Below are 18,187 nucleotides of genomic sequence, written 5' to 3'. Positions count from 1 at the left end.
GCGCTGCTCAAGCAAGTCGGTTCGGTGATAGGCCGCTTCGACCTTGTTCGCCACGGTATGCGCGAGCGCGCGCTCTGGAAGATCGCGAGCGTAGCCATGTTCGCTAGCACAATCGCGTAAGCTGCTGCGAAATCCGTGAGTTGTCGCGATGCGTCCGGGTGTATCACTCTTCGCTTCAACGCGGCGCAAAAAGGACGTTAGGACCATATCGCTGAGTACCTTTCCGTGTGGTGACGGGAAGACAAGCGTTTCATGTAGCGTTTGCTCCTTCAGCCGCTTGACGAGTGCGAGAGCGGGCGCGGGTAGCGCCACGCGATGCGGTTCTTTCGCTCTCATTCTGTGCGGCGGGACGGTCCAAATACCTGTCTTCAGGTCAAATTCATCCCAAATCGCGCCGCGCACTTCGCCGCTTCGCGCCGCCGTCAGAATCGAAAAGAGCAAGGCGGCGCGTGTGGCTTCGCCTTTTGAATTCCACGACGTGCGTTTTGATGAACGCGGGAAGGTCGCGCGAAGGCGTCGCAGGTTGGTGCTTTTTCCTGCCCGTCTGTTTCGGCAAGATATGATCGACCACGCCAACCGGGTTCGCCGCGATATGGCCATGCGCCCACGCCCATTGCATGACGGCGTGCATCCGTTGACGGACGCGGCTGGCGGTTTCCCGCTTTTCAAGCCAGATCGGTTGCAGCACGTCAACACAAGTCTTCCGACCCGCGAGGCGTTTTTCCATTCCGCCACCGATCGCGCACATTAAGACATTACGCATATCCACCACGCTACAAGCCACGTATCTTTCCCCTGCCTCCATCCCGAGTTTCCCCCATTCTCGTGTGAAGGAGGCCTTCAATGGGTAAGGTTGGACTTGGGCCTCGCAGCAAGCGAGGCCATTTTTTTTGGTCGATCGCATCGCACCGGGCACGCGTCGAAATAATTCGACGTGAACACGACGGCCCCAACGCCATCTAACCGCCTCATCGATAACAACGCGGAGAACCGCCCATGAAGCCAGGCCGCATCATGCCCATCCTCTTTGGCTGCATCGCCGCCGTCAGCCTGCCGGCGCATGCCCAGCCTCAGCACACCGCACAATGGCGCGCGACCGAAGCCACATTCTTCGATCTGATTCAGAATGGATATGGCATCGTCGCGGTGACGAGCGTCCCCGCGCGCAGTTCGGGCCTGCCCGAAGACACCTACGTGCTTCAGAAAACCAACAGCGTTTATCGCTGCGTCGAAACACGCGCGGCGGAAACCAACACGGTCCGATCGACCGCGCCATTACACTGCGCGGAACTCGTCAAGCCCTACACCGACTGATCCTGAAACGCCACGCGGCGCGTCCCGCGCGCCGTCGTGCGTTCAATTGTCGTCGGATCTGACGGGCGGACGCACATGCGGAACCGGCTCCGCTTTGGCCGCATCCGTCTTCGGCGCGGCGCGTTTCGATTCGCTCTTCGAATGCGCCGCGGATGCCGGTTGCTGCTGACGCGCTGGCGCGCCCGATGGCGCAGGATGGTTCTTGCGTGACATGGCCTTCTCCCGAAAAAGCCGGGGATATCCCCTTCCTACCTTAGCACCGCCGCGCGCCCACCGCACACACGGCGCGCTTCAGCCGACCGGCGCTTCGCCCTCGCCCGACTGCTTGCCCGGCCTGTCGTTCGGGGCCTGCTTGCGGTTTTCGTCGTCCCGCTCGGGCAGCTTGCTTTTCTCGTTGTCGCTGTGCTCGGCGGGCTTCCCACCTTCCGGCTGGTTCGTCTCGGTGCTCATGGCGTCCTCCTCGGTTGCTTTCGAATGAAAAATGCGCAGCAAATCCTGCGCCCGAACGCGCGCCAACGCACGCTTCCGTCTCACTCTCCGCCTGTACAGCGACTACCATTGAAGTAACGCGATCTTTTCGATTTCCGGAGATGCCCGCGTCACGTTTCCGCTCCGTCGTCATTGCGCTCATCGGTGCGCTAACGATGAGCGCCTGCACGATCACGCCGCCGCCCAGCGTCGTGGCTGCGCGCGCCGCCGCCGCCGCGCCGCCGGTCTCCGTTCAGACACTCGACGACTACAAGGCGCGAATTGCGCAGCGCATCTTCGAGCGCAATCCGTCGCTCGTGCTGAAGGGCACGCCGCAAGCGATGCTGCGCTCATTCGTGCTCGTGTCCTTCACGGTGGACCGTGGCGGGCGCCTTATCACGTCGTCGGTGTATCGCACCAATGGCGACGACGAAGCCGAAGCCACCGCGCTCGCGTCGCTGCGCCGCGCGGCACCGTTGCCCGCACCGCCCGCGCAGCTTCTGAACGGCAAGGGTCAACTGGAGCTTTTCGAGGGCTGGATGTTCAACGACAACGGCAAATTCCAACTGCAAACGTCGCACTCGCCGCAGGCGATGACTCTCGAATGATTGGCGCGCACCGCGCACGCTCGCTATAATTTTTCACCCCTGCCGGACCCGCTTCCGGCGCGGCCCTCGCCTCGCGCCCATCCCGCGCATCGGGCGGAGCGCCGGGCGCAGTCCGATTGCGCCGTCATCACACGCGCTACTCGCGTCGTGAGTCCATTGCATCGCAACCCCTACAAAAAGCCGACGCGCGCCCGGCGACCCAATCGCCCGACATTTCCATCGCCCTTTCCCGGCGATGCGCGCGACAATGCTTCGCACCAAGGCAACACGACAACGGAGACACCATGGCTGCACCCTCGCTTTCCGACGCAAAGCCCGGCGACGGATCTCAAAGCGCGTCGCGCGTGATTTTCGCGAGCTTCATCGGCACCGCGATCGAGTTCTACGATTTCTATGTCTACGCGACCGCCGCCGCACTCGTCATCGGACCGGTGTTCTTTCCGCACGATTCGCCCGCCGCGCAAGCGCTCTCCGCGTTCGTCACGTTCGGCATCGCGTTCTTCGCGCGGCCGATCGGCTCGTTTCTCTTCGGCCATTTCGGCGACCGCATCGGCCGCAAATCGACGCTCGTCGCCTCGCTGCTGGTAATGGGCGTATCGACGACGCTCATCGGCTTCGTGCCCGGCTATGACTCCATCGGGAGTGCGGCGCCGATCCTGCTGTGCATCCTGCGCTTCGGGCAAGGCATCGGGCTCGGCGGCGAATGGGGCGGCGCGGCGCTGCTCGCCACCGAATACGCCCCGCAAGGCAAGCGCGGGCTCTTCGGCATGTTCCCGCAGCTCGGGCCGTCGATCGGCTTTCTCGCGTCGAACGGACTGTTCTTCGGACTTGCGCTTTCGCTCTCCGATGAGCAGTTCCGCAGTTGGGGCTGGCGCGTGCCGTTCATCGTGAGCGCGGTGCTGGTCGCGCTCGGCCTCTATGTGCGCCTGAAGATCGCGGAAACGCCGGCGTTCCGCACGGCCGTCGAGCGTCACGAGCGCGTGAAGGTGCCGGTCGCGACGCTCTTGTCCAGCCATCTCGCGCCGACGCTGCTCGGCGCGTTCGCGATGGTCGTCTGCTACACGCTCTTCTATATCTCGACGGTGTTCTCGCTGTCTTACGGCGTCGCCAAGCTGCATTTCGCGCGCGAGACGTTCCTCGGCCTCTTGTGCTTCGCCGTGCTGTTCATGGCAATCGCGACGCCGATCTCCGCCATCGCGAGCGACCGTTTCGGGCGCAAGCCGGTGCTCGTCGTCGGCTGCGTCGCCGCGATTCTGTCCGGCTTCGCGATGGCTCCGCTGCTCGGCAGCGGCGACACGATCCAGGTCGCGCTCTTTCTTACGATCGAGCTTTTCCTGATGGGCGTCACCTTCGCCCCGATGGGTGCGCTCCTGCCCGAGCTCTTCCCGACCAACGTCCGTTACACGGGTGCGGGCGTCGCGTATAACCTCGGCGGGATTCTGGGTGCGTCGGTGGCGCCGTATATCGCGCAACTGCTCGCGAATCGCGGCGGGCTCGCGTGGGTCGGCGGCTATGTGTCGGCGGCGGCGGCGGTGAGCCTCATCGCCGTGCTGTGCATGCGCGAGACGCGCCATATCGCGCTGGAATGAAGCAGGGACGAAACCGGCGCGCTCAGCGATCGCGCCGGTTGGTCGCATGAGCGGGCAGCGGCCCTTTCATGACGGGAAGGCGCGGCGCCGGCAGCCCGACGCCTTTCACGCGCGCCGCCTTCGCCGCCTTGCGGTCCGCCCAGAAGCGCGCGAGCGCGAGCAGGCTCACTATGGCGATGCCGTCGGCGATGAGCCCGAGAATCCAGTGCGACGGATAGCGCCCGAGTCCGAGCACGCCCATCGCGCGCAACGCCGAATCGAGCACGAGCGATACGCACGTGCCCGCGATGAAGCACACGAGCCCTTGCTGCCCGATCGTCACGATGCCCGGCAGCTTGCGCGCGAGCCTGGCGATCCAGCCCGCATAGACCGCGCGCGCGACCACCCACGCGATGGCCGCGAAGCTCACGATGCGCAGCGTCGCAAGGTTTTGCTTCATGTATCCCGGCGGCGCCTGCGTTTCGAGGAAGAGCTTGGAGAACGCGAACGCCAGCGCAAGCGCAATCGCGCCCGCCGTCAGCCAGCGCGCGACTTTGCCGGCGTGGAAATCGTCGCTGATCGGCTGCACGCGCGCCAGCACGCCGGTCATGAACATCAACTGCCAAGCGAACGGATTGAACGACCACGCTTCGCCATACGTGCCGGGCAGGAAACGCAGCAGCGGCATCGCCGCGAGCCATACGAGCAGGCTGCCGAACAGCGCGACGACCGGCCGTTTCTGCGCGAGCGGCACGATCGCCGGCACGGCGAGCGCGAACACGGAGTACATGGGCAGCACCGCCGAGAGATACGGCTGCTGGCGCAGCAGTGCGATGTCGGCGACGAGGCCGAAAGGACGCGCGAGAAAGTTGGGCCACTCGGTGTACAGGACCATCGGCGTATCGACCTTGAGCGCCATCAGCAGGCCGCCCCCGATCAGCATGAGAAATGCCGTGAACAGGTACGCGCGATAGATTTCCCAACTGCGTTTTAAAAAGCGTCGGCGGGCGGCTGAAACGTTACGGCGAGTCGCAAGCGCCGTGTACGCCGCCGCCGACGCATAACCTCCGAGAAACACGAATACTTCGGCGGAATCACAAAATGCGTATTGATGCAGCGTAAAGCGCGATAGCACGCTTCCCGTTATATGGTCCACCGCGATAATGAGCAGCACGATTCCACGAAAGAAATCGACTTCGAGAGAACGTGTCGGGGAAGTCATCTGGCGAATGCTCCACGAACCTGCGGTTTCGGCGCGCCTGAATGGTCTGCGCACATGCGGGGTTTGTACCTAGGCCGAAAAGAAAATTCCCTGAATCAGCGGCCATTTAAATTAACACTCGATGCCAGTCGACAAGCTGGCGGGAAAATGACTTTCCTGTCCGCTTTGCATTAGATGAGCTTCAGCGCGATCCTGGCGGTACTCGCCTTCGAAGTCCTGACCGCATGACATCACCCATTTCGGCTTCGCACGTCGGTCCTGCAAGAAAATTCAAATCGGTTGAACTTTCCCCGGAGCGCGCACTCTGAGCATGTGTTGCCGTTCGTGTGGCTCGTCTTACGGGCCTGACCTACGGCTCACTTCTCCTCTCCGCTCCTGCTTATTGTGGGAGCGTTTCTTGGGCGCCCGGCGAAAGCCTCGCGCCTGTTCTTTTTTCTGGCCCGGCGTTCGTCATCGCCGTTGAGCGACGACGACGAATCGAACTTGCCGCGCGAATCAGATCCAGTGGCCCGGAACGTAGCGGTACTGCCCGCGGAAGGGCGCCCACACGCCCGGCGCCCAGCGCGCACCCGCCCGTGCCTCGATCCAGTGGCCGGGCACCCACACATAGCGGCCTTCCCAGTTCCAGTGACCGGCATCCCAGACGAAGCCCACACGCGGCGGCGGAACGGGCTCATAGCGCGCCGCAGGCGGAGCGCTCGGCGCGACGATCACCACATCGGCGAAAGCGCTGGACATGGTCACGACGCCGGCGACGACCAGCGCGGACTGGGCGAGCAGATGGCGAAAAGACAGTTTCATGATCGACCTCGTATCTCTGAATACATTGAACGCGCGTGACACGCGGATGAAGGCTTCGCGGGCCCGAAAAGCCCGCGTCTCTTTCCAATGCGCAGAGGCATGCGAGCGATGACACACACGACCGATCAATGAGGCCGAATCTGGAACGGTTTGTGGAGGAACGTCAGAGGAGTGTCACAACGGGATCGCGGTCACAATTCAAGCGCAGAAAGCGCCGCGCAAACGATAGCGCACCAGGCAAAAGAGCCAGAATCGCGTGATTCTGGCTCTCTCTAAAAACCCGGCGCGCGTGCCACGCGCCGTTCGGCATCAGGCCTGCGGAATCTCGATCTTCACTTCCAGCACTTCGAGGTCGTCCTGACGTTCGAGGCTCACTCGAATATCGTCATCGGAGATCTTCACGTACTTCGAAATCACGGCAACGAGTTCCCGTTGCAACGCCGGCAGATAATCGGCGGCGGCTCTGCCACCCGCGCGCTCGTGCGCAATGATCAACTGCAAGCGTTCCTTCGCGACCGAAGCGGACTTTCTTTTCTCGCCCAGCAAAAACGAAAGAATCGACATTGCGTCCCCTTACTTGGTGCCGAAGATGCGTTGCAACAGACCTGGCTTCTGATAATCCGTGAAGCGCAGCGTCTTCTCTTCGCCGAGGAAACGCGACACCACGTCCTTGTACGATTCGGCGACATCCGTGCCGTCCAGATGCACTGCCGGCAAGCCCTGGTTCGATGCATGCAGCACCGCTTCCGATTCCGGAACCACGCCGATCAGATCGATGCGCAGAATCTCCTGAATGTCCGACAGCGACAGCATCTCGCCTTCGGAAACGCGCTTCGGGTTGTAGCGCGTGATCAGCAGATGTTCCTTGACGGGCTCCTTGCCTTCGATCGCGCGCTTCGTCTTCGACGACAGAATGCCGAGAATGCGGTCCGAATCGCGCACCGACGACACTTCCGGATTGGTCACGATGAGCGCTTCGTCGGCGAAGTGCATCGCCATCAGCGCACCGGATTCGATACCCGCCGGCGAATCGCAGACGATGTACTCGAAGTCCATCTTGACCAGCTCGTTGATGACCTTCTCGACGCCTTCGAGCGTGAGCGCTTCCTTATCGCGCGTCTGCGACGCCGGCAGGATGTAGAGGTTCTCGCACTTCTTGTCCTTGATGAGCGCCTGATGCAGATTCGCTTCGCCCTGAATGACGTTGATCAGGTCGTACACCACGCGGCGTTCGCAACCCATGATGAGGTCGAGATTGCGAAGACCGACGTCGAAGTCGATCACGGCCGTCTTGTGGCCGCGCAATGCGAGCGCCGATGCGAAGCTCGCGCTGGTGGTCGTCTTGCCGACGCCGCCCTTCCCCGAAGTCACCACAATGATTTTTGCCATACAAGTACCTTGTGTTCGTCAATAGGTCCGCTCGCGTTGCCTTCAAGCGCGCGCCAGGGCATCGGGCGCGCGAGCCGATACAACTCGTCAGGTCAGACGCAGCGGTTCGATCATGAGTTTTTCGTCGCTCAGCCAGATCTGCACCGCTTTGCTCAGCACATCGGCCGGCAGCGGGTTCTCGGTCGTCCGATAGATGCCCGCGATGGAGATCAGTTCCGGCTCGAGACAGGTGCAGAAGATGCGCGCGTCGAGATTGCCGTGCACGCCCGCGAGCGCGCGGCCACGCAACGGCGCATAGATATGGATATTGCCTTCGGCGATGACCTCGGCGCCGTGCGACACGAGCCCGAGCACGATGAGATCGCCCTTCGCGTAGACCTGCTGGCCCGAACGCAGCGGACGATCGATGATGGTCGCCGGTTGCGGCAGCGTCGCGGGCGGCGGCTCCTTGGCGACCGCCGCCTCGATCACGGCGGCGGCTTCGGTGTTCGGCTTCGCTTCGTCGGCCGAGGGTTTCGGCGCGCCGCGCCTGTCGCGCGCTTCGAGAATCGGCAGGCCGCCTTCGTTCGCCCACTGAATCGCCCACGTCTGCGCCGGCAGCGCGACGACGCCGATCGGACGCATGCGCACGCTCTTCAGCAACGCTTCGAGGTCGGCGAGCGAGAGACGCTCCTGTTCGGCGAGACGGCGCACGTCGATGGCGACGACATCGCCTGCGAAGAATTCGGGAGTCGCCTCGAAGCGCCGCGTGAGTTCAGCGCGCAGGGCATCGAGGTCGGGAGTCTTGACGACGAAGAGAAGCGTGTCGACGGAGCCGCTGCGCAGTTCGAAGAAGGGCGTTTTGTTGAGCGACATAGGAACGGCCAAAAATTTTGCGTATTTTACAGGCGTTGTCGCACACGGCCATAATTTTTAGGACCGATTTCAGCTATCGAAAGCGGGAAGTGTGTGCGCGAAGTTCGCCCCGATGGGCACGCGGGAAGCGGACGCACCGCATGCACGGACGCGTATCAGGCGTCGTCCTCGGCATGCATGTGACGCACGAAGAGCGACTCGGCTTCCTGCTCGTGAGACGGCATCGCGCGGCGGTCGCCCGTGGGCCCGAAACCGAGACGCTCGTAGAAGCGCATCGCGGTGCGATTTTCCTCGGAGATCCACGCATGCACCTCGGCGGCGCCCTGCCCGGCGAGCCATTGGGAAGCGACGTTCACAAGCAGCTCGCCGCCGCGCAGATGCCGCACGGCGGGCGCCACCCACAGCGCGCTCACGAACGCGCGCTCGTCCGGCGTCTCTTCGATGTACGCATGCACGAGGCCGCAGGGATGACCTTCCGTGTAGAGCAGGAACGTCGCGAGCCGCGGTGAGTTCGCGTGCAGCGCGGCGGTCTGGTCGAACGACGACGGGTCGACGAGCAGCGCATCTTCGAGGGTTTCGCCGAAAGCGTACGGCGCTTCGCGCAGTGACGCGGTGCGAAGCTCGCGCAAAACCGAACCGTGTTGCGCGGCGATGCGGCTGACGGTCAATGAGGGACTCATGCGTGCGCTCATGCAGACTATTTCTCTCTGGCTTTCGGGCTCTCATGCGCGTGCGGCTCTGTCGGCCGGTCCGGCGCGCGGGCCATTGGCATAGCTTCAACCGAACGGGCGAACCCGTCAATTCCTAAATCCCGGAAAGTGCTTTACAACGCACACGGGTCTTGCCTGCGGTGCTCATTGTGCTTCTCAAGGTGCTGCATAGGCGCCGGTGCCGTCCGGCCACGGCGTGAGCAGTTCGAAGCCATCGTCGGTCACGGCCACCATGTGCTCCCATTGCGCCGAAAGCGAGCGGTCCTTGGTCGTCACGGTCCAGCCGTCGCGTGATTGCTGCGTGGCCGCGCGGCCCGCGTTGATCATCGGCTCGATGGTGAAGACGAGACCCGGCTTCAGACGCAGGCCCGCGCCGCGCTGGCCGTAGTGCAGTACTTGCGGATCTTCGTGATAGACGCGGCCGATGCCGTGGCCGCAATACTCGCGCACCACGGAAAAGCCTTCGCGATGCGCGACGCTCTGGATCGCTGCGCCGACGTCGCCGAGCGTCGCGCCAGGACGCACTTCGCGCATGCCGGCGACCATCGCTTCGTAGGTGGTCTCGGTGAGGCGGCGGGCGTCTGCGCCCGGCGTGCCGGCGTAGTACATGCGGCTCGTGTCGCCGTAGTAGCCGTCCTTGATGATCGCGACATCGATGTTGATGATGTCGCCGTCCTTCAACTCTTTCGGTCCGGGAATGCCGTGGCACACGACGTGATTCACCGACGTGCAGATCGTCTTCGGAAAGCCCATGTATCCGACGTTGGCGGGAATCGCCTTCAGGTCGTCGACGATGAAGCGGTTGCAGACGGCGTCGAGTTCATCGGTGGTGACGCCCGGGCGGACGTGTTCGGCGATCATCGCGAGGACTTCGGCGGCCATGCGGCCGGAGATGCGCAACTTTTCGATGTCTGCGGGTGTCTTGAGCGTGATGGCCATTGAGCAGTGCGATGGGTTTGCTGCCTCATGCGCGCGTTTTCGCGGCTGTTTGCGGCTGTTTTCGGCAGGCCGCGCATGAGGACAATGGGGCCGATGATAGCACTCCCGCGAAGCGCCGCCCCCTGTAGAGCCGCTTGTGCGCTGCATTTCGCGGCCTTTCTTGCGTTGGTTATTGGTCAGCGCGAGGGCCGTTCGCCCTTGTGATGTGTGGCTGTTTGTGTTTTAGTGGCGCGAATTCGAATTCGCCGGAACGTTATGACCTTGCATCGATTTGCTCTCCTTTGCGCGATGTCGTCGGGCCTCGCCGCCCTCGGCGCTTGCAGTTCGACGAGCGAGCCGGAACTGCGCGCTTCGAAGCCCGTGATTCATGTGTCGTCGGCACGGGCGGCATCGGATATATCGAGTTGTTTGCAGCGGATGATTCCTTCTGCTCAAGCAAGACGCGACCAAGGTTCGGCGGAGTTGATCGTCGGATCGAATGCGTGGCTCGTGACGCTGACGCCTTCGGTTTATGGGTCGGTGGTGAAGGTGCAGCAGTCGTCGAGTGATGATGGGGGTGTGCCGGAGCCGGAGCTCAGGTTTGATATTGCGAGGTGTACGACTTGAGGCATGTCGTCGCGGATGGGTTTGGCGATTTGGCCTTTTGGATCATGCGGTTATGATCTAGGGGTTCCTCCGCGTGCGCGGAGATAGACCCGCCAGCGTATTGACGAACGTCATAAGACCGCCGGTTCCTCCGCGTGCGCGGAGATAGACCCGTGGCGCGCGCCGCACAACATGGACAGCCAGTGGTTCCTCCGCGTGCGCGGAGATAGACCCTGCGGGCGTGATCCTCGGCGTGTATGCCGCGAGGGTTCCTCCGCGTGCGCGGAGATAGACTCGCGTAGGCGGCGGGAATCTGCCCGCTCAAACCGTTTCTCCGCGTGCGCGGAGATAGACCGATTTGTTACTCGATTCCGAAATAGCGCGTCGGCCATTCCCCCTCCGCCCCGCCGGAGCCCGCAAAAACAAAACCCCGCAAGCCTTAACGACTTGCGGGGTTTTTAGATTTTGGCGGAGAGGGTGGGATTCGAACCCACGGTACGGGAAAACCGTACGCCTGATTTCGAGTCAGGTACATTCGACCACTCTGCCACCTCTCCGACTACCAGCTAGCTGGCCTTCGTCAAGCCGGTCGTTGCTCAACGAAGAACGAAAGTATATCGAACTCTTCCGACCTTTCCAAGCCCATTTTTGCAAATAGATGTCAAACAGATGTGGACACTTCGATGCGTTCCGCGCCGCGCATATAAGGCCGCAAAACGGCCGGAATCGTCACCGATCCATCGGCGTTCTGAAAATTCTCCAGCACCGCGACGAGCGTACGCCCGACCGCCAGCCCCGAGCCGTTCAGCGTATGCACGAACTCAGGCTTGCCCTGCGCATTGCGAAAGCGCGCCTGCATCCGGCGCGCCTGGAACGCCTCGGTATTCGAGCAGCTTGAAATCTCACGGTACGTGTTCTGCGCCGGCAGCCACACTTCCAGATCGAACGTCTTCGCCGCCGAAAAGCCCATGTCGCCCGTGCACAGCGTGATCACGCGATACGGCAATTCCAGCTTCTGCAGAATCGTCTCCGCCTGGCCGACCATCTCGTCGAGCGCGGCATAGGAATGTTCCGGCGACACGACCTGCACCATCTCGACCTTGTCGAACTGATGCTGGCGGATCAGGCCGCGCGTATCACGCCCGTACGAGCCCGCCTCCGAGCGGAAGCACGGCGAATGCGCGGTGAGCTTCACCGGCAGCGCGTCCGCTTCGAGGATGCTGTCGCGCACCGTGTTCGTCAGCGAAATTTCCGACGTCGAAATGAGGTACTGCGTGACCGTGTTCTCGTCGCCGCCCTTCTCGACGCGGAACATGTCGTCGGCGAATTTGGGCAACTGGCCCGTGCCGTACAGAATCTCCGGATTCACGATGTACGGCGTGTACGCCTCGGTATAGCCGTGCTGCTCCGTGTGCGTGTCGATCATGAACTGCGCGAGCGCGCGATGCAGCCGCGCAATCTGCCCGCGCAGCAGCGTGAAACGCGCGCCCGACAGCTTCGCGCCCGTCTCGAAGTCGAGCCCGAGCGGCGCGCCGACATCGACGTGATCGCGGACCTCGAAGTCGAACGCGCGCGGCGTGCCCCAGCGCCGCACTTCGACGTTCTGCGTCTCGTCGTTGCCGACCGGCACGCTTTCGTGCGGCAGGTTCGGCACGGTCAGCATCAGGTCCGACAAACGCGTCTGAACATCATCCAGCTTCGCGGCCGATTCCTTCATGGTGTCGCCGATGCCGCCCACTTCCGCCATTACCGCCGACGTGTCCTCGCCGCGGCCCTTCATCGCGCCGATCTGCTTCGACAGGCTGTTGCGCCGCGCCTGCAGTTCTTCGGTGCGAGTCTGGATCTCGCGGCGCTCGGCTTCGAGCGCGGCGAACGCGGCGACGTCGAGCGTGTAGCCTCGATCGGCGAGGCGCTTCGCGACGCCGTCCAGGTCTTTGCGGAGGTGTTGTATGTCGAGCATGGGGGCTGCTTTGTTAAGTATTCGGAAAGACCGATTTTAGCGCACGGTCATCGGGCGACGTGCGCAATCGGCGCACCGCTCAGCGAAACGCCGGATGCGCCCGCGCGAAACGAACGGCGCGGATTTCACCGCTTCTTGTCGTCGCGATGGTCGCGCCGCCAGGCGTCGTCGAGTTCGGCGAGGCGGCTGAGCTTTTCGCCGATCTTGCCCTCGAGCCCGCGCGGCGTCGGCTGATACCAGTGCGGATCGCGCATGCCGTCGGGAAGATAGGTTTCGCCCGCGGCGTACGCGTCGGGCTCGTCGTGCGCGTAGCGATATTCGTGGCCGTAGCCGAGCTCCTTCATCAGCTTCGTCGGCGCGTTGCGCAGATGCACGGGCACGCCGCGCGACTGATCCTTGCCGACGAAGCGCCGCGCCTCGTTGTACGCGTTGTATCCCGCGTTCGATTTCGGCGCGACAGCCAGATAAATGAGCGCCTGCGCGAGCGCGAGTTCGCCTTCCGGCGAGCCGAGCCGCTCGTAGGTCTCGGCGGCATCGAGCGCGATGCGCGCGGCGCGCGGATCGGCGAGCCCGATATCCTCCCACGCCATGCGTACGATGCGCCGCGCCATGTAGCGCGCGTCCGCGCCGCCGTCGAGCATGCGACAGAACCAGTACAGCGCGGCGTCCGGATTGCTGCCGCGCACCGATTTGTGCAGCGCGCTGATCTGATCGTAAAACGCGTCGCCGCCCTTGTCGAAACGGCGCAGATTTTCCGCGAGGGCGGTGCCGAGCAGCGCGCCGTCGACGTCCGTCTGCTTTTGCTGCGCCGCCGCGCGCGCGACGATCTCCAGGTTGTTCAGCAGCTTGCGGCCGTCGCCGTCCGCGGAGCCGATGAGCGCGTCGCGCGCTTCGTCGGTGAACGTGAGGCCGCCGAGGTCCTTCGTCGCGCGTTCGAGCAGTTCCTTCAGTTCGTCGGCATCGAGACTTTTCAGGACGTACACCGCTGCGCGCGACAGCAACGCGCTGTTCACTTCGAACGACGGATTTTCCGTCGTCGCGCCGACGAACACGAACAGGCCCGACTCCACGTGCGGCAAGAACGCGTCCTGCTGGCTCTTGTTGAAGCGGTGCACTTCGTCGACGAACACGAGCGTCTGATGCCCGTTCGCGCGATGAATCTGCGCCATCTCCACCGCCTCGCGAATGTCCTTCACGCCCGACAGCACCGCCGAGAGCGAGATGAATTGCGCGTGAAACGCATCGGCCATCAGGCGCGCGAGCGTGGTCTTGCCGACGCCGGGCGGGCCCCAGAGAATCATCGAGTGCGCCTCGCCCGATTCGAACGCGACGCGCAGCGGCTTGCTCGAGCCGAGCAGATGCTTCTGGCCGATCACGTCGTCGATGGTGCGGGGGCGCAAGCGCTCCGCGAGCGGAACGGTGCCACGGTTTTCTTCGAACATGTGCTTGGTCGGCGCAACGAATGCGCAAAGGTGCGCCATCATTCGATGAGCGCAGTTGAGTCGAACGCGGCGATAATCTTGCCCTTTTCCGGCGCGCGTGGGCATCGGCCATTCGGCCAGCTTGTCGCGCGGCGCGATCAGACCGCAGAATCGGACAATTATGACAGCCGGGCGTGCGGACACGTTCAGCCGGCACGACAATATAGGGACGCAAACCCATGCAGCAAGAGACTATCGGCCAACACGACGACCGCGCCACTTACGCGCCGCTCACGCCGGTGCCGCCCGAGCGGCGCGCGTTCGGCACGAGCGACGCCTTCGCGCTGTGGTTTTCGCTCGGCATCGGGCTGCTCGTCGCGCAGGCGGGCGCGCTGCTGGTGCCGGGATTGTCGCTGCCGCACGCGCTCGTGGCGATCGTCATCGGCTCGGTGCTCGGCGTCGTGCTGCTCGCGCTGGCGGGCGTCATCGGCACGGATACGGGGCTCGCGGCGATGTCGTCGCTGCGGCCGACGCTCGGCGTGCGCGGCGCATCGGTGCCGGCCGTGCTGAACGCGATTCAGCTCGTCGGCTGGGGCTCGTTCGAAATCATCGTGATGCGAGATTCCGCCGATGCGCTCGCGAAACAGTCCTTCAATCTTTCGATGCCGCTCGTCTGGACGCTCATCTTCGGCGCGCTCGCGACGCTGCTCGCGGTGAGCGGCCCGCTCTCCTTCGTGCGGCGCTTTCTGCGGACCTGGGGCATCTGGCTCCTGCTCGGCGGCGCGGGCTGGCTCACGTGGAATCTGCTCGCGAAGCACGATATCGCCGCGCTCATGTCGCGGCCAGGCACGGGCGAGATGGCGTTCGGCGCGGGCATTGATCTCGTCGTCGCGATGCCGCTTTCGTGGCTGCCGCTGATCGCCGATTACACGCGTTTCGGCAAGAGCGCGGGCGGCGCGTTTCGCGGCACGCTGCTCGGCTACGGCATCGCGAACCTGTGGTTCTATGCGCTCGGCGCGATCTACGGACTCGCGGCGGGCGGCGGCGATGCGCTCCTGACGACCGCGTTCGCGCAGGCGGGCGGCGGCCTCGCGCTGTTCCTCATCCTGATCGATGAAATCGACAACGCCTTCGCCGATATCCACTCCGCCGCCGTATCGACGGGCACGTTCTGGGCGCGCGCCAGCGTGCCGATGCTGTCGTGCGCGTTCGGCGCGCTATGCACGCTCGTCGCGCTCGTCGTCGCGATGGGCAAGTATCAGAACTTCCTTTTGCTCATCGGCTCGGTTTTCGCGCCGCTCTTCGGCGTCGTGCTCGCGGATCACTTCATCGTGCGAAAGCGTCGCATCGACGCCGCCGTGCTCGCCGATGTCAACGGCCGATACGGTTATTCAGGCGGCTGGCACGTGAGCGCGTTCATCGCGTGGGGCATCGGAATTGCCGCATATCACGCGATCAACCAATGGCTGCCCAATCTGGGCGCGACGCTGCCCGCACTCGCGCTCGGCGCGGTGTGCTATTTGCTGCTCGTGTCGGGAAGGCGTCGCGCGTACGCGTAACCCCTATTTCGCCGCGCCCGCCGCACGATAGGGCCGATATTCCACGCCCGGCAGCACGCACAGCAGTTCGAACGCGAGGTTCGCGCCGAGCAGCGCGGTCGTGCCGAACGGGTCATACGGCGGCGCGACTTCCACCAGATCCGCGCCCACGATATTCAGTCCGCGCGCGCCGCGCACGATCTCCAGCGCCTGCGGCACCGTCAGGCCGGCGATTTCCGGCGTGCCCGTGCCCGGCGCGAACGCGGGATCGATGCCGTCGATATCGAACGTGATGTAGACCGGGCCGTCGCCCATCTGCGCGCGCACTTCTTCCATCAGCGGCGCGAGCGACTTGTTCCAGCACTCCTCTGTCTGCACGACGCGAAAGCCCTGTTCGCGGCACCAGTCGAAATCGCCAGCTTCGTAGCCCGTGCCGCGCAGGCCGATCTGCACGACGCGCGAGCAATCGAGCAGGCCCTCTTCCACCGCGCGGCGAAACGGCGTGCCGTGCGCGATCTTCTCGCCGAACATGGTGTCGTTGACGTCCGCGTGTGCGTCGATATGAATCAGCCCGACCTTGCCATGCTTTGCGTGAATCGCGCGCAGGATCGGCAGCGCGATGGTGTGGTCGCCGCCAAGCGTGAGCGGCTTGCAACCGTGCTTCAGGATCTCGCGATAAGCGCGCTCGATGCGGTCGATCGAATCGAGCAGGTTGTACGGATTGATCGCGACATCGCCGATATCGGCCACGCGCAGCGAGTCGAAGGGCGCGGCGCGCGTCGCCATGTTGTACGGGCGCAGCAGCACGGATTCGCTGCGCACCTGACGCGGCCCGAAGCGCGCGCCCGTGCGGTTGGACGTGCCGAGATCGAACGGCACGCCGACGAAGCACGCATCGAGCCCTTCGGCCGACTGGACGTGCGGCAGGCGCATCATGGTGGTAATGCCGCCGCAGCGCGGCATCTGATTGCCCGAGAGCGGCTGCGGGCGCTCGGCACGCTGTTCGAGAAAGTGCGAATCGAAGTGCTCGGCGGGTGCAAAAAGCGAAGTCGTATTCATGGCGTCGAATGAATGTTTTGTTGCGACCCGACCATTAATAGCCGCCTTGCGACGAAGATGAAATGGCGAAGAAAATAACTTAACATCGATATTTATCGATGTATCGCCGCCACGCATGTTCACTCACCTTTCCGATCTCGACCTGCGCCTGATCCGCGTGTTTCTCGCCATCGTCGATGCGGGCGGCGTCTCGTCCGCGCAGGCGACGCTCAACGTCGGGCAATCGACCATCAGCACGCAGCTCGCGACGCTCGAAACGCGGCTCGGCTACCGGCTCTGCGAGCGCGGGCGCGGCGGCTTCGCGCTGACTTCGCGCGGCGAGCAGTTCGTCGATGCGTGCAGGACGCTGCTCGCGGCCATCGACACCTTCGATTCGACCGCGCGCAATGTCGGCAAGAAGCTCGTCGGCACGCTCACGCTGGGGATGATCGGCAACACGCCCGTCAGCGCGAACGCGCGCGTCAGTCAGGCCATCGCGCGTTTCCGGCAACGCGATGAATCGGTGCGCATCGCCGTGCTGGTGCGCTCGCCGGGCGAGCTCGAAGAAATGCTGCTGGCGGAGCGGATTCAAATGGCGATCGGCTATTTCTGGCATCGCGTGCCGTCGCTCGACTACACGGAAATTTTCGCGGAGGACCAGCTCGCGTACTGCGCACGCGAGCATCCGCTGTTCGCGCGCGCCGGGCGTGTGAGCGTGGCGCAGGCGTTCGAGCACGACTGGGCCTGGCGCAGCTATCCGCTACCCGAAGCCGGCGAGCTCATGCCGCGCCATATCGGCGCGGTGGCGGACAACATGGAGGCCGTCGCGATGCTCGTGCTATCCGGCCGGCATCTAGGTTATCTGCCCGAGCATTTCGCCGCGCCGTATGTGAAGGAAGGACTGCTCGCGCCGTTGCATCCGAAGACGATGCGCTATCGCGTCGCGTTTCAGATGGTCACGCGCGGCGCGCGCAGCACGAAACGGGAAATCGTCGATGCGTTTCTGGAAGACATGGCCGCGGCGCACGCGGCCGTCGATTGAAACGGGGCGCTGTTTCGTATCAGCGCCCCGCGAGAATCAGCCGTTGATCACGTCCGCGCCCTTCGGCACGGTGAACTTGAAGGTATCGCTCTTGATCGGCGGGTTCTTCTGGATGTTCGAGAACGTCAGCAGCGTGACGTTGCCGAAGACATCGTGCAGTTCCATCGCCTGCAGATTGCCGTCCTTGAAGCCGATGCCGACCGTCTCGAACTGCGTGTCCTTCGACTTCGGCGTGAGCTCCAGCCAGTCGATGCCGCCCTTCTCGCCCGCGTCGCGGAGCGTGAAGTTCTTGTCCAGATCGTTGCTGCCGAAGAGAATCGCCGCCGGGCTCGCGCCGAGCACGCCGCCGAGCGTGCGCACGGTGACCTGGTTCAGATCCTTGTCGTAGACGTAGAGCTTGTCGCCGTCGGCCTGAAGGACTTGCGAATACGGCTTCTGATACGACCAAATGAACTTGCCCGGCCGCGCGAACATGAACGTGCCGCTGGACGTCGCGCCCTTGGTCGGCACCGCGTTCGACGTCGCGCCGCTGTTCGTCTTGCCCGGCGCCTTGATTTCCTGCTGCGTGAAGTCGCCGCGCGCCGCGCGAACCTGCGACACGAACGCTTTCAACTGCTCCGTGCCGCTCGCGAAAGCATGCGATGCGAAAAGCATCGACGCCGACACGATCGCCGCGCCGAACGCCTTCGTAAAGGGATTCCCCGTATATTGCTTCATCGTTGTGTTCTC

21 protein-coding genes and 1 tRNA gene are annotated in these 18,187 nt (G+C 63.8%); 6 read left to right on the top strand and 16 right to left on the bottom strand.

Annotated elements, in window-relative coordinates; all coding sequences use genetic code 11:
• On the bottom strand, window positions 1-441 hold a 441-nt coding region (locus AWB75_RS38625; protein WP_235012188.1), incomplete at its 3' end, for a tyrosine-type recombinase/integrase.
• Window positions 380-727 carry a phage integrase central domain-containing protein gene (locus AWB75_RS38620; protein ID WP_235012187.1) on the bottom strand — a complete coding sequence of 116 codons (348 nt, stop codon included), beginning with the start codon at window positions 725-727 and terminating at the stop codon, window positions 380-382. The genes AWB75_RS38625 and AWB75_RS38620, both read right to left, overlap by 62 nt.
• Window positions 728-996: 269 nt before the next feature.
• Here AWB75_RS38620 and AWB75_RS21425 point away from each other — a divergent pair, with 269 nt between their 5' ends.
• Window positions 997-1,314, top strand: coding sequence for a hypothetical protein (locus tag AWB75_RS21425; protein ID WP_061126067.1), 318 nt, complete (start codon window positions 997-999; stop codon window positions 1,312-1,314).
• A gap of 42 nt (window positions 1,315-1,356) precedes the next feature.
• Here AWB75_RS21425 and AWB75_RS37740 read toward each other — a convergent pair whose 3' ends face one another.
• Together AWB75_RS37740 and AWB75_RS38160 are read right to left on the bottom strand one after the other, a co-directional pair.
• Window positions 1,357-1,527, bottom strand: a complete 171-nt coding sequence (locus AWB75_RS37740) for a hypothetical protein (protein WP_159462795.1) — start codon at window positions 1,525-1,527, stop codon at window positions 1,357-1,359.
• A gap of 78 nt (window positions 1,528-1,605) precedes the next feature.
• Window positions 1,606-1,764, bottom strand: a complete 159-nt coding sequence (locus tag AWB75_RS38160) for a hypothetical protein (RefSeq protein ID WP_200823013.1) — start codon at window positions 1,762-1,764, stop codon at window positions 1,606-1,608.
• Between the two features lie 140 nt (window positions 1,765-1,904).
• Here AWB75_RS38160 and AWB75_RS21415 point away from each other — a divergent pair, with 140 nt between their 5' ends.
• Window positions 1,905-2,390 (top strand): TonB family protein, encoded by a 486-nt coding sequence (locus AWB75_RS21415; protein ID WP_061126065.1) that lies wholly within the window; start codon window positions 1,905-1,907, stop codon window positions 2,388-2,390.
• Between the two features lie 284 nt (window positions 2,391-2,674).
• The gene (locus AWB75_RS21410; RefSeq protein WP_061126064.1) at window positions 2,675-3,979 is read left to right on the top strand and encodes an MFS transporter; all 1,305 of its coding nucleotides are present in this window, start codon (window positions 2,675-2,677) and stop codon (window positions 3,977-3,979) included.
• A gap of 22 nt (window positions 3,980-4,001) precedes the next feature.
• Here the strand turns inward: AWB75_RS21410 and AWB75_RS21405 are convergent, their stop codons facing one another.
• The 7 genes from AWB75_RS21405 to map all read right to left on the bottom strand — a co-directional run bounded on the left by AWB75_RS21405 (window position 4,002) and on the right by map (window position 9,874).
• Window positions 4,002-5,180 (bottom strand): OpgC domain-containing protein, encoded by a 1,179-nt coding sequence (locus tag AWB75_RS21405; RefSeq protein WP_061126063.1) that lies wholly within the window; start codon window positions 5,178-5,180, stop codon window positions 4,002-4,004.
• Between the two features lie 495 nt (window positions 5,181-5,675).
• Window positions 5,676-5,981 (bottom strand): YXWGXW repeat-containing protein, encoded by a 306-nt coding sequence (locus AWB75_RS21400; RefSeq protein WP_061126062.1) that lies wholly within the window; start codon window positions 5,979-5,981, stop codon window positions 5,676-5,678.
• A gap of 309 nt (window positions 5,982-6,290) precedes the next feature.
• A complete protein-coding gene (gene minE, locus AWB75_RS21395; RefSeq protein ID WP_061126061.1) occupies window positions 6,291-6,545 on the bottom strand; it encodes a cell division topological specificity factor MinE in 255 nt (84 codons plus the stop codon).
• A gap of 9 nt (window positions 6,546-6,554) precedes the next feature.
• A complete protein-coding gene (gene minD, locus AWB75_RS21390) occupies window positions 6,555-7,370 on the bottom strand; it encodes a septum site-determining protein MinD (protein WP_061126060.1) in 816 nt (271 codons plus the stop codon).
• 87 nt (window positions 7,371-7,457) lie between these two features.
• On the bottom strand, window positions 7,458-8,225 hold the full coding sequence (minC, locus tag AWB75_RS21385; protein WP_061126059.1) for a septum site-determining protein MinC: 768 nt from the start codon (window positions 8,223-8,225) through the stop codon (window positions 7,458-7,460).
• A 155-nt stretch (window positions 8,226-8,380) separates the two neighbouring features.
• Window positions 8,381-8,905, bottom strand: coding sequence for a GNAT family N-acetyltransferase (locus AWB75_RS21380; protein WP_061126090.1), 525 nt, complete (start codon window positions 8,903-8,905; stop codon window positions 8,381-8,383).
• Window positions 8,906-9,091: 186 nt separating this feature from the next.
• On the bottom strand, window positions 9,092-9,874 hold the full coding sequence (gene map, locus AWB75_RS21375) for a type I methionyl aminopeptidase (protein WP_061126058.1): 783 nt from the start codon (window positions 9,872-9,874) through the stop codon (window positions 9,092-9,094).
• A gap of 255 nt (window positions 9,875-10,129) precedes the next feature.
• Here map and AWB75_RS21370 point away from each other — a divergent pair, with 255 nt between their 5' ends.
• Window positions 10,130-10,480, top strand: coding sequence for a hypothetical protein (locus AWB75_RS21370; RefSeq protein WP_061126057.1), 351 nt, complete (start codon window positions 10,130-10,132; stop codon window positions 10,478-10,480).
• Window positions 10,481-10,925: 445 nt separating this feature from the next.
• On the opposite strand, the gene AWB75_RS21365 is transcribed toward AWB75_RS21370, so the two are convergent.
• From AWB75_RS21365 to AWB75_RS21355, 3 genes are all read right to left on the bottom strand, one after another.
• A tRNA-Ser gene (locus AWB75_RS21365) sits at window positions 10,926-11,016 on the bottom strand.
• A gap of 104 nt (window positions 11,017-11,120) precedes the next feature.
• Window positions 11,121-12,419 carry a serine--tRNA ligase gene (gene serS, locus AWB75_RS21360; RefSeq protein WP_061126056.1) on the bottom strand — a complete coding sequence of 433 codons (1,299 nt, stop codon included), beginning with the start codon at window positions 12,417-12,419 and terminating at the stop codon, window positions 11,121-11,123.
• 125 nt (window positions 12,420-12,544) lie between these two features.
• Window positions 12,545-13,861 carry a replication-associated recombination protein A gene (locus AWB75_RS21355; protein WP_061126089.1) on the bottom strand — a complete coding sequence of 439 codons (1,317 nt, stop codon included), beginning with the start codon at window positions 13,859-13,861 and terminating at the stop codon, window positions 12,545-12,547.
• A 218-nt stretch (window positions 13,862-14,079) separates the two neighbouring features.
• Here AWB75_RS21355 and cytX point away from each other — a divergent pair, with 218 nt between their 5' ends.
• Window positions 14,080-15,399, top strand: coding sequence for a putative hydroxymethylpyrimidine transporter CytX (gene cytX / locus AWB75_RS21350; protein ID WP_061126055.1), 1,320 nt, complete (start codon window positions 14,080-14,082; stop codon window positions 15,397-15,399).
• 3 nt (window positions 15,400-15,402) lie between these two features.
• Here the strand turns inward: cytX and speB are convergent, their stop codons facing one another.
• Window positions 15,403-16,437, bottom strand: coding sequence for an agmatinase (speB, locus tag AWB75_RS21345; protein ID WP_061126054.1), 1,035 nt, complete (start codon window positions 16,435-16,437; stop codon window positions 15,403-15,405).
• Between the two features lie 115 nt (window positions 16,438-16,552).
• Here speB and AWB75_RS21340 point away from each other — a divergent pair, with 115 nt between their 5' ends.
• The gene (locus AWB75_RS21340) at window positions 16,553-17,458 is read left to right on the top strand and encodes a LysR family transcriptional regulator (protein ID WP_061126053.1); all 906 of its coding nucleotides are present in this window, start codon (window positions 16,553-16,555) and stop codon (window positions 17,456-17,458) included.
• A gap of 36 nt (window positions 17,459-17,494) precedes the next feature.
• Here the strand turns inward: AWB75_RS21340 and lolA are convergent, their stop codons facing one another.
• Complete coding sequence (gene lolA / locus AWB75_RS21335; RefSeq protein WP_061126052.1) at window positions 17,495-18,175, bottom strand: outer membrane lipoprotein chaperone LolA; 681 nt, start codon at window positions 18,173-18,175, stop codon at window positions 17,495-17,497.
• Window positions 18,176-18,187: the final 12 nt, after the last annotated feature.

It is taken from the genome of Caballeronia catudaia (assembly GCF_001544755.2).
Lineage (GTDB): Bacteria > Pseudomonadota > Gammaproteobacteria > Burkholderiales > Burkholderiaceae > Caballeronia > Caballeronia catudaia.
This window is presented reverse-complemented; position numbering and strand designations above follow the sequence as displayed.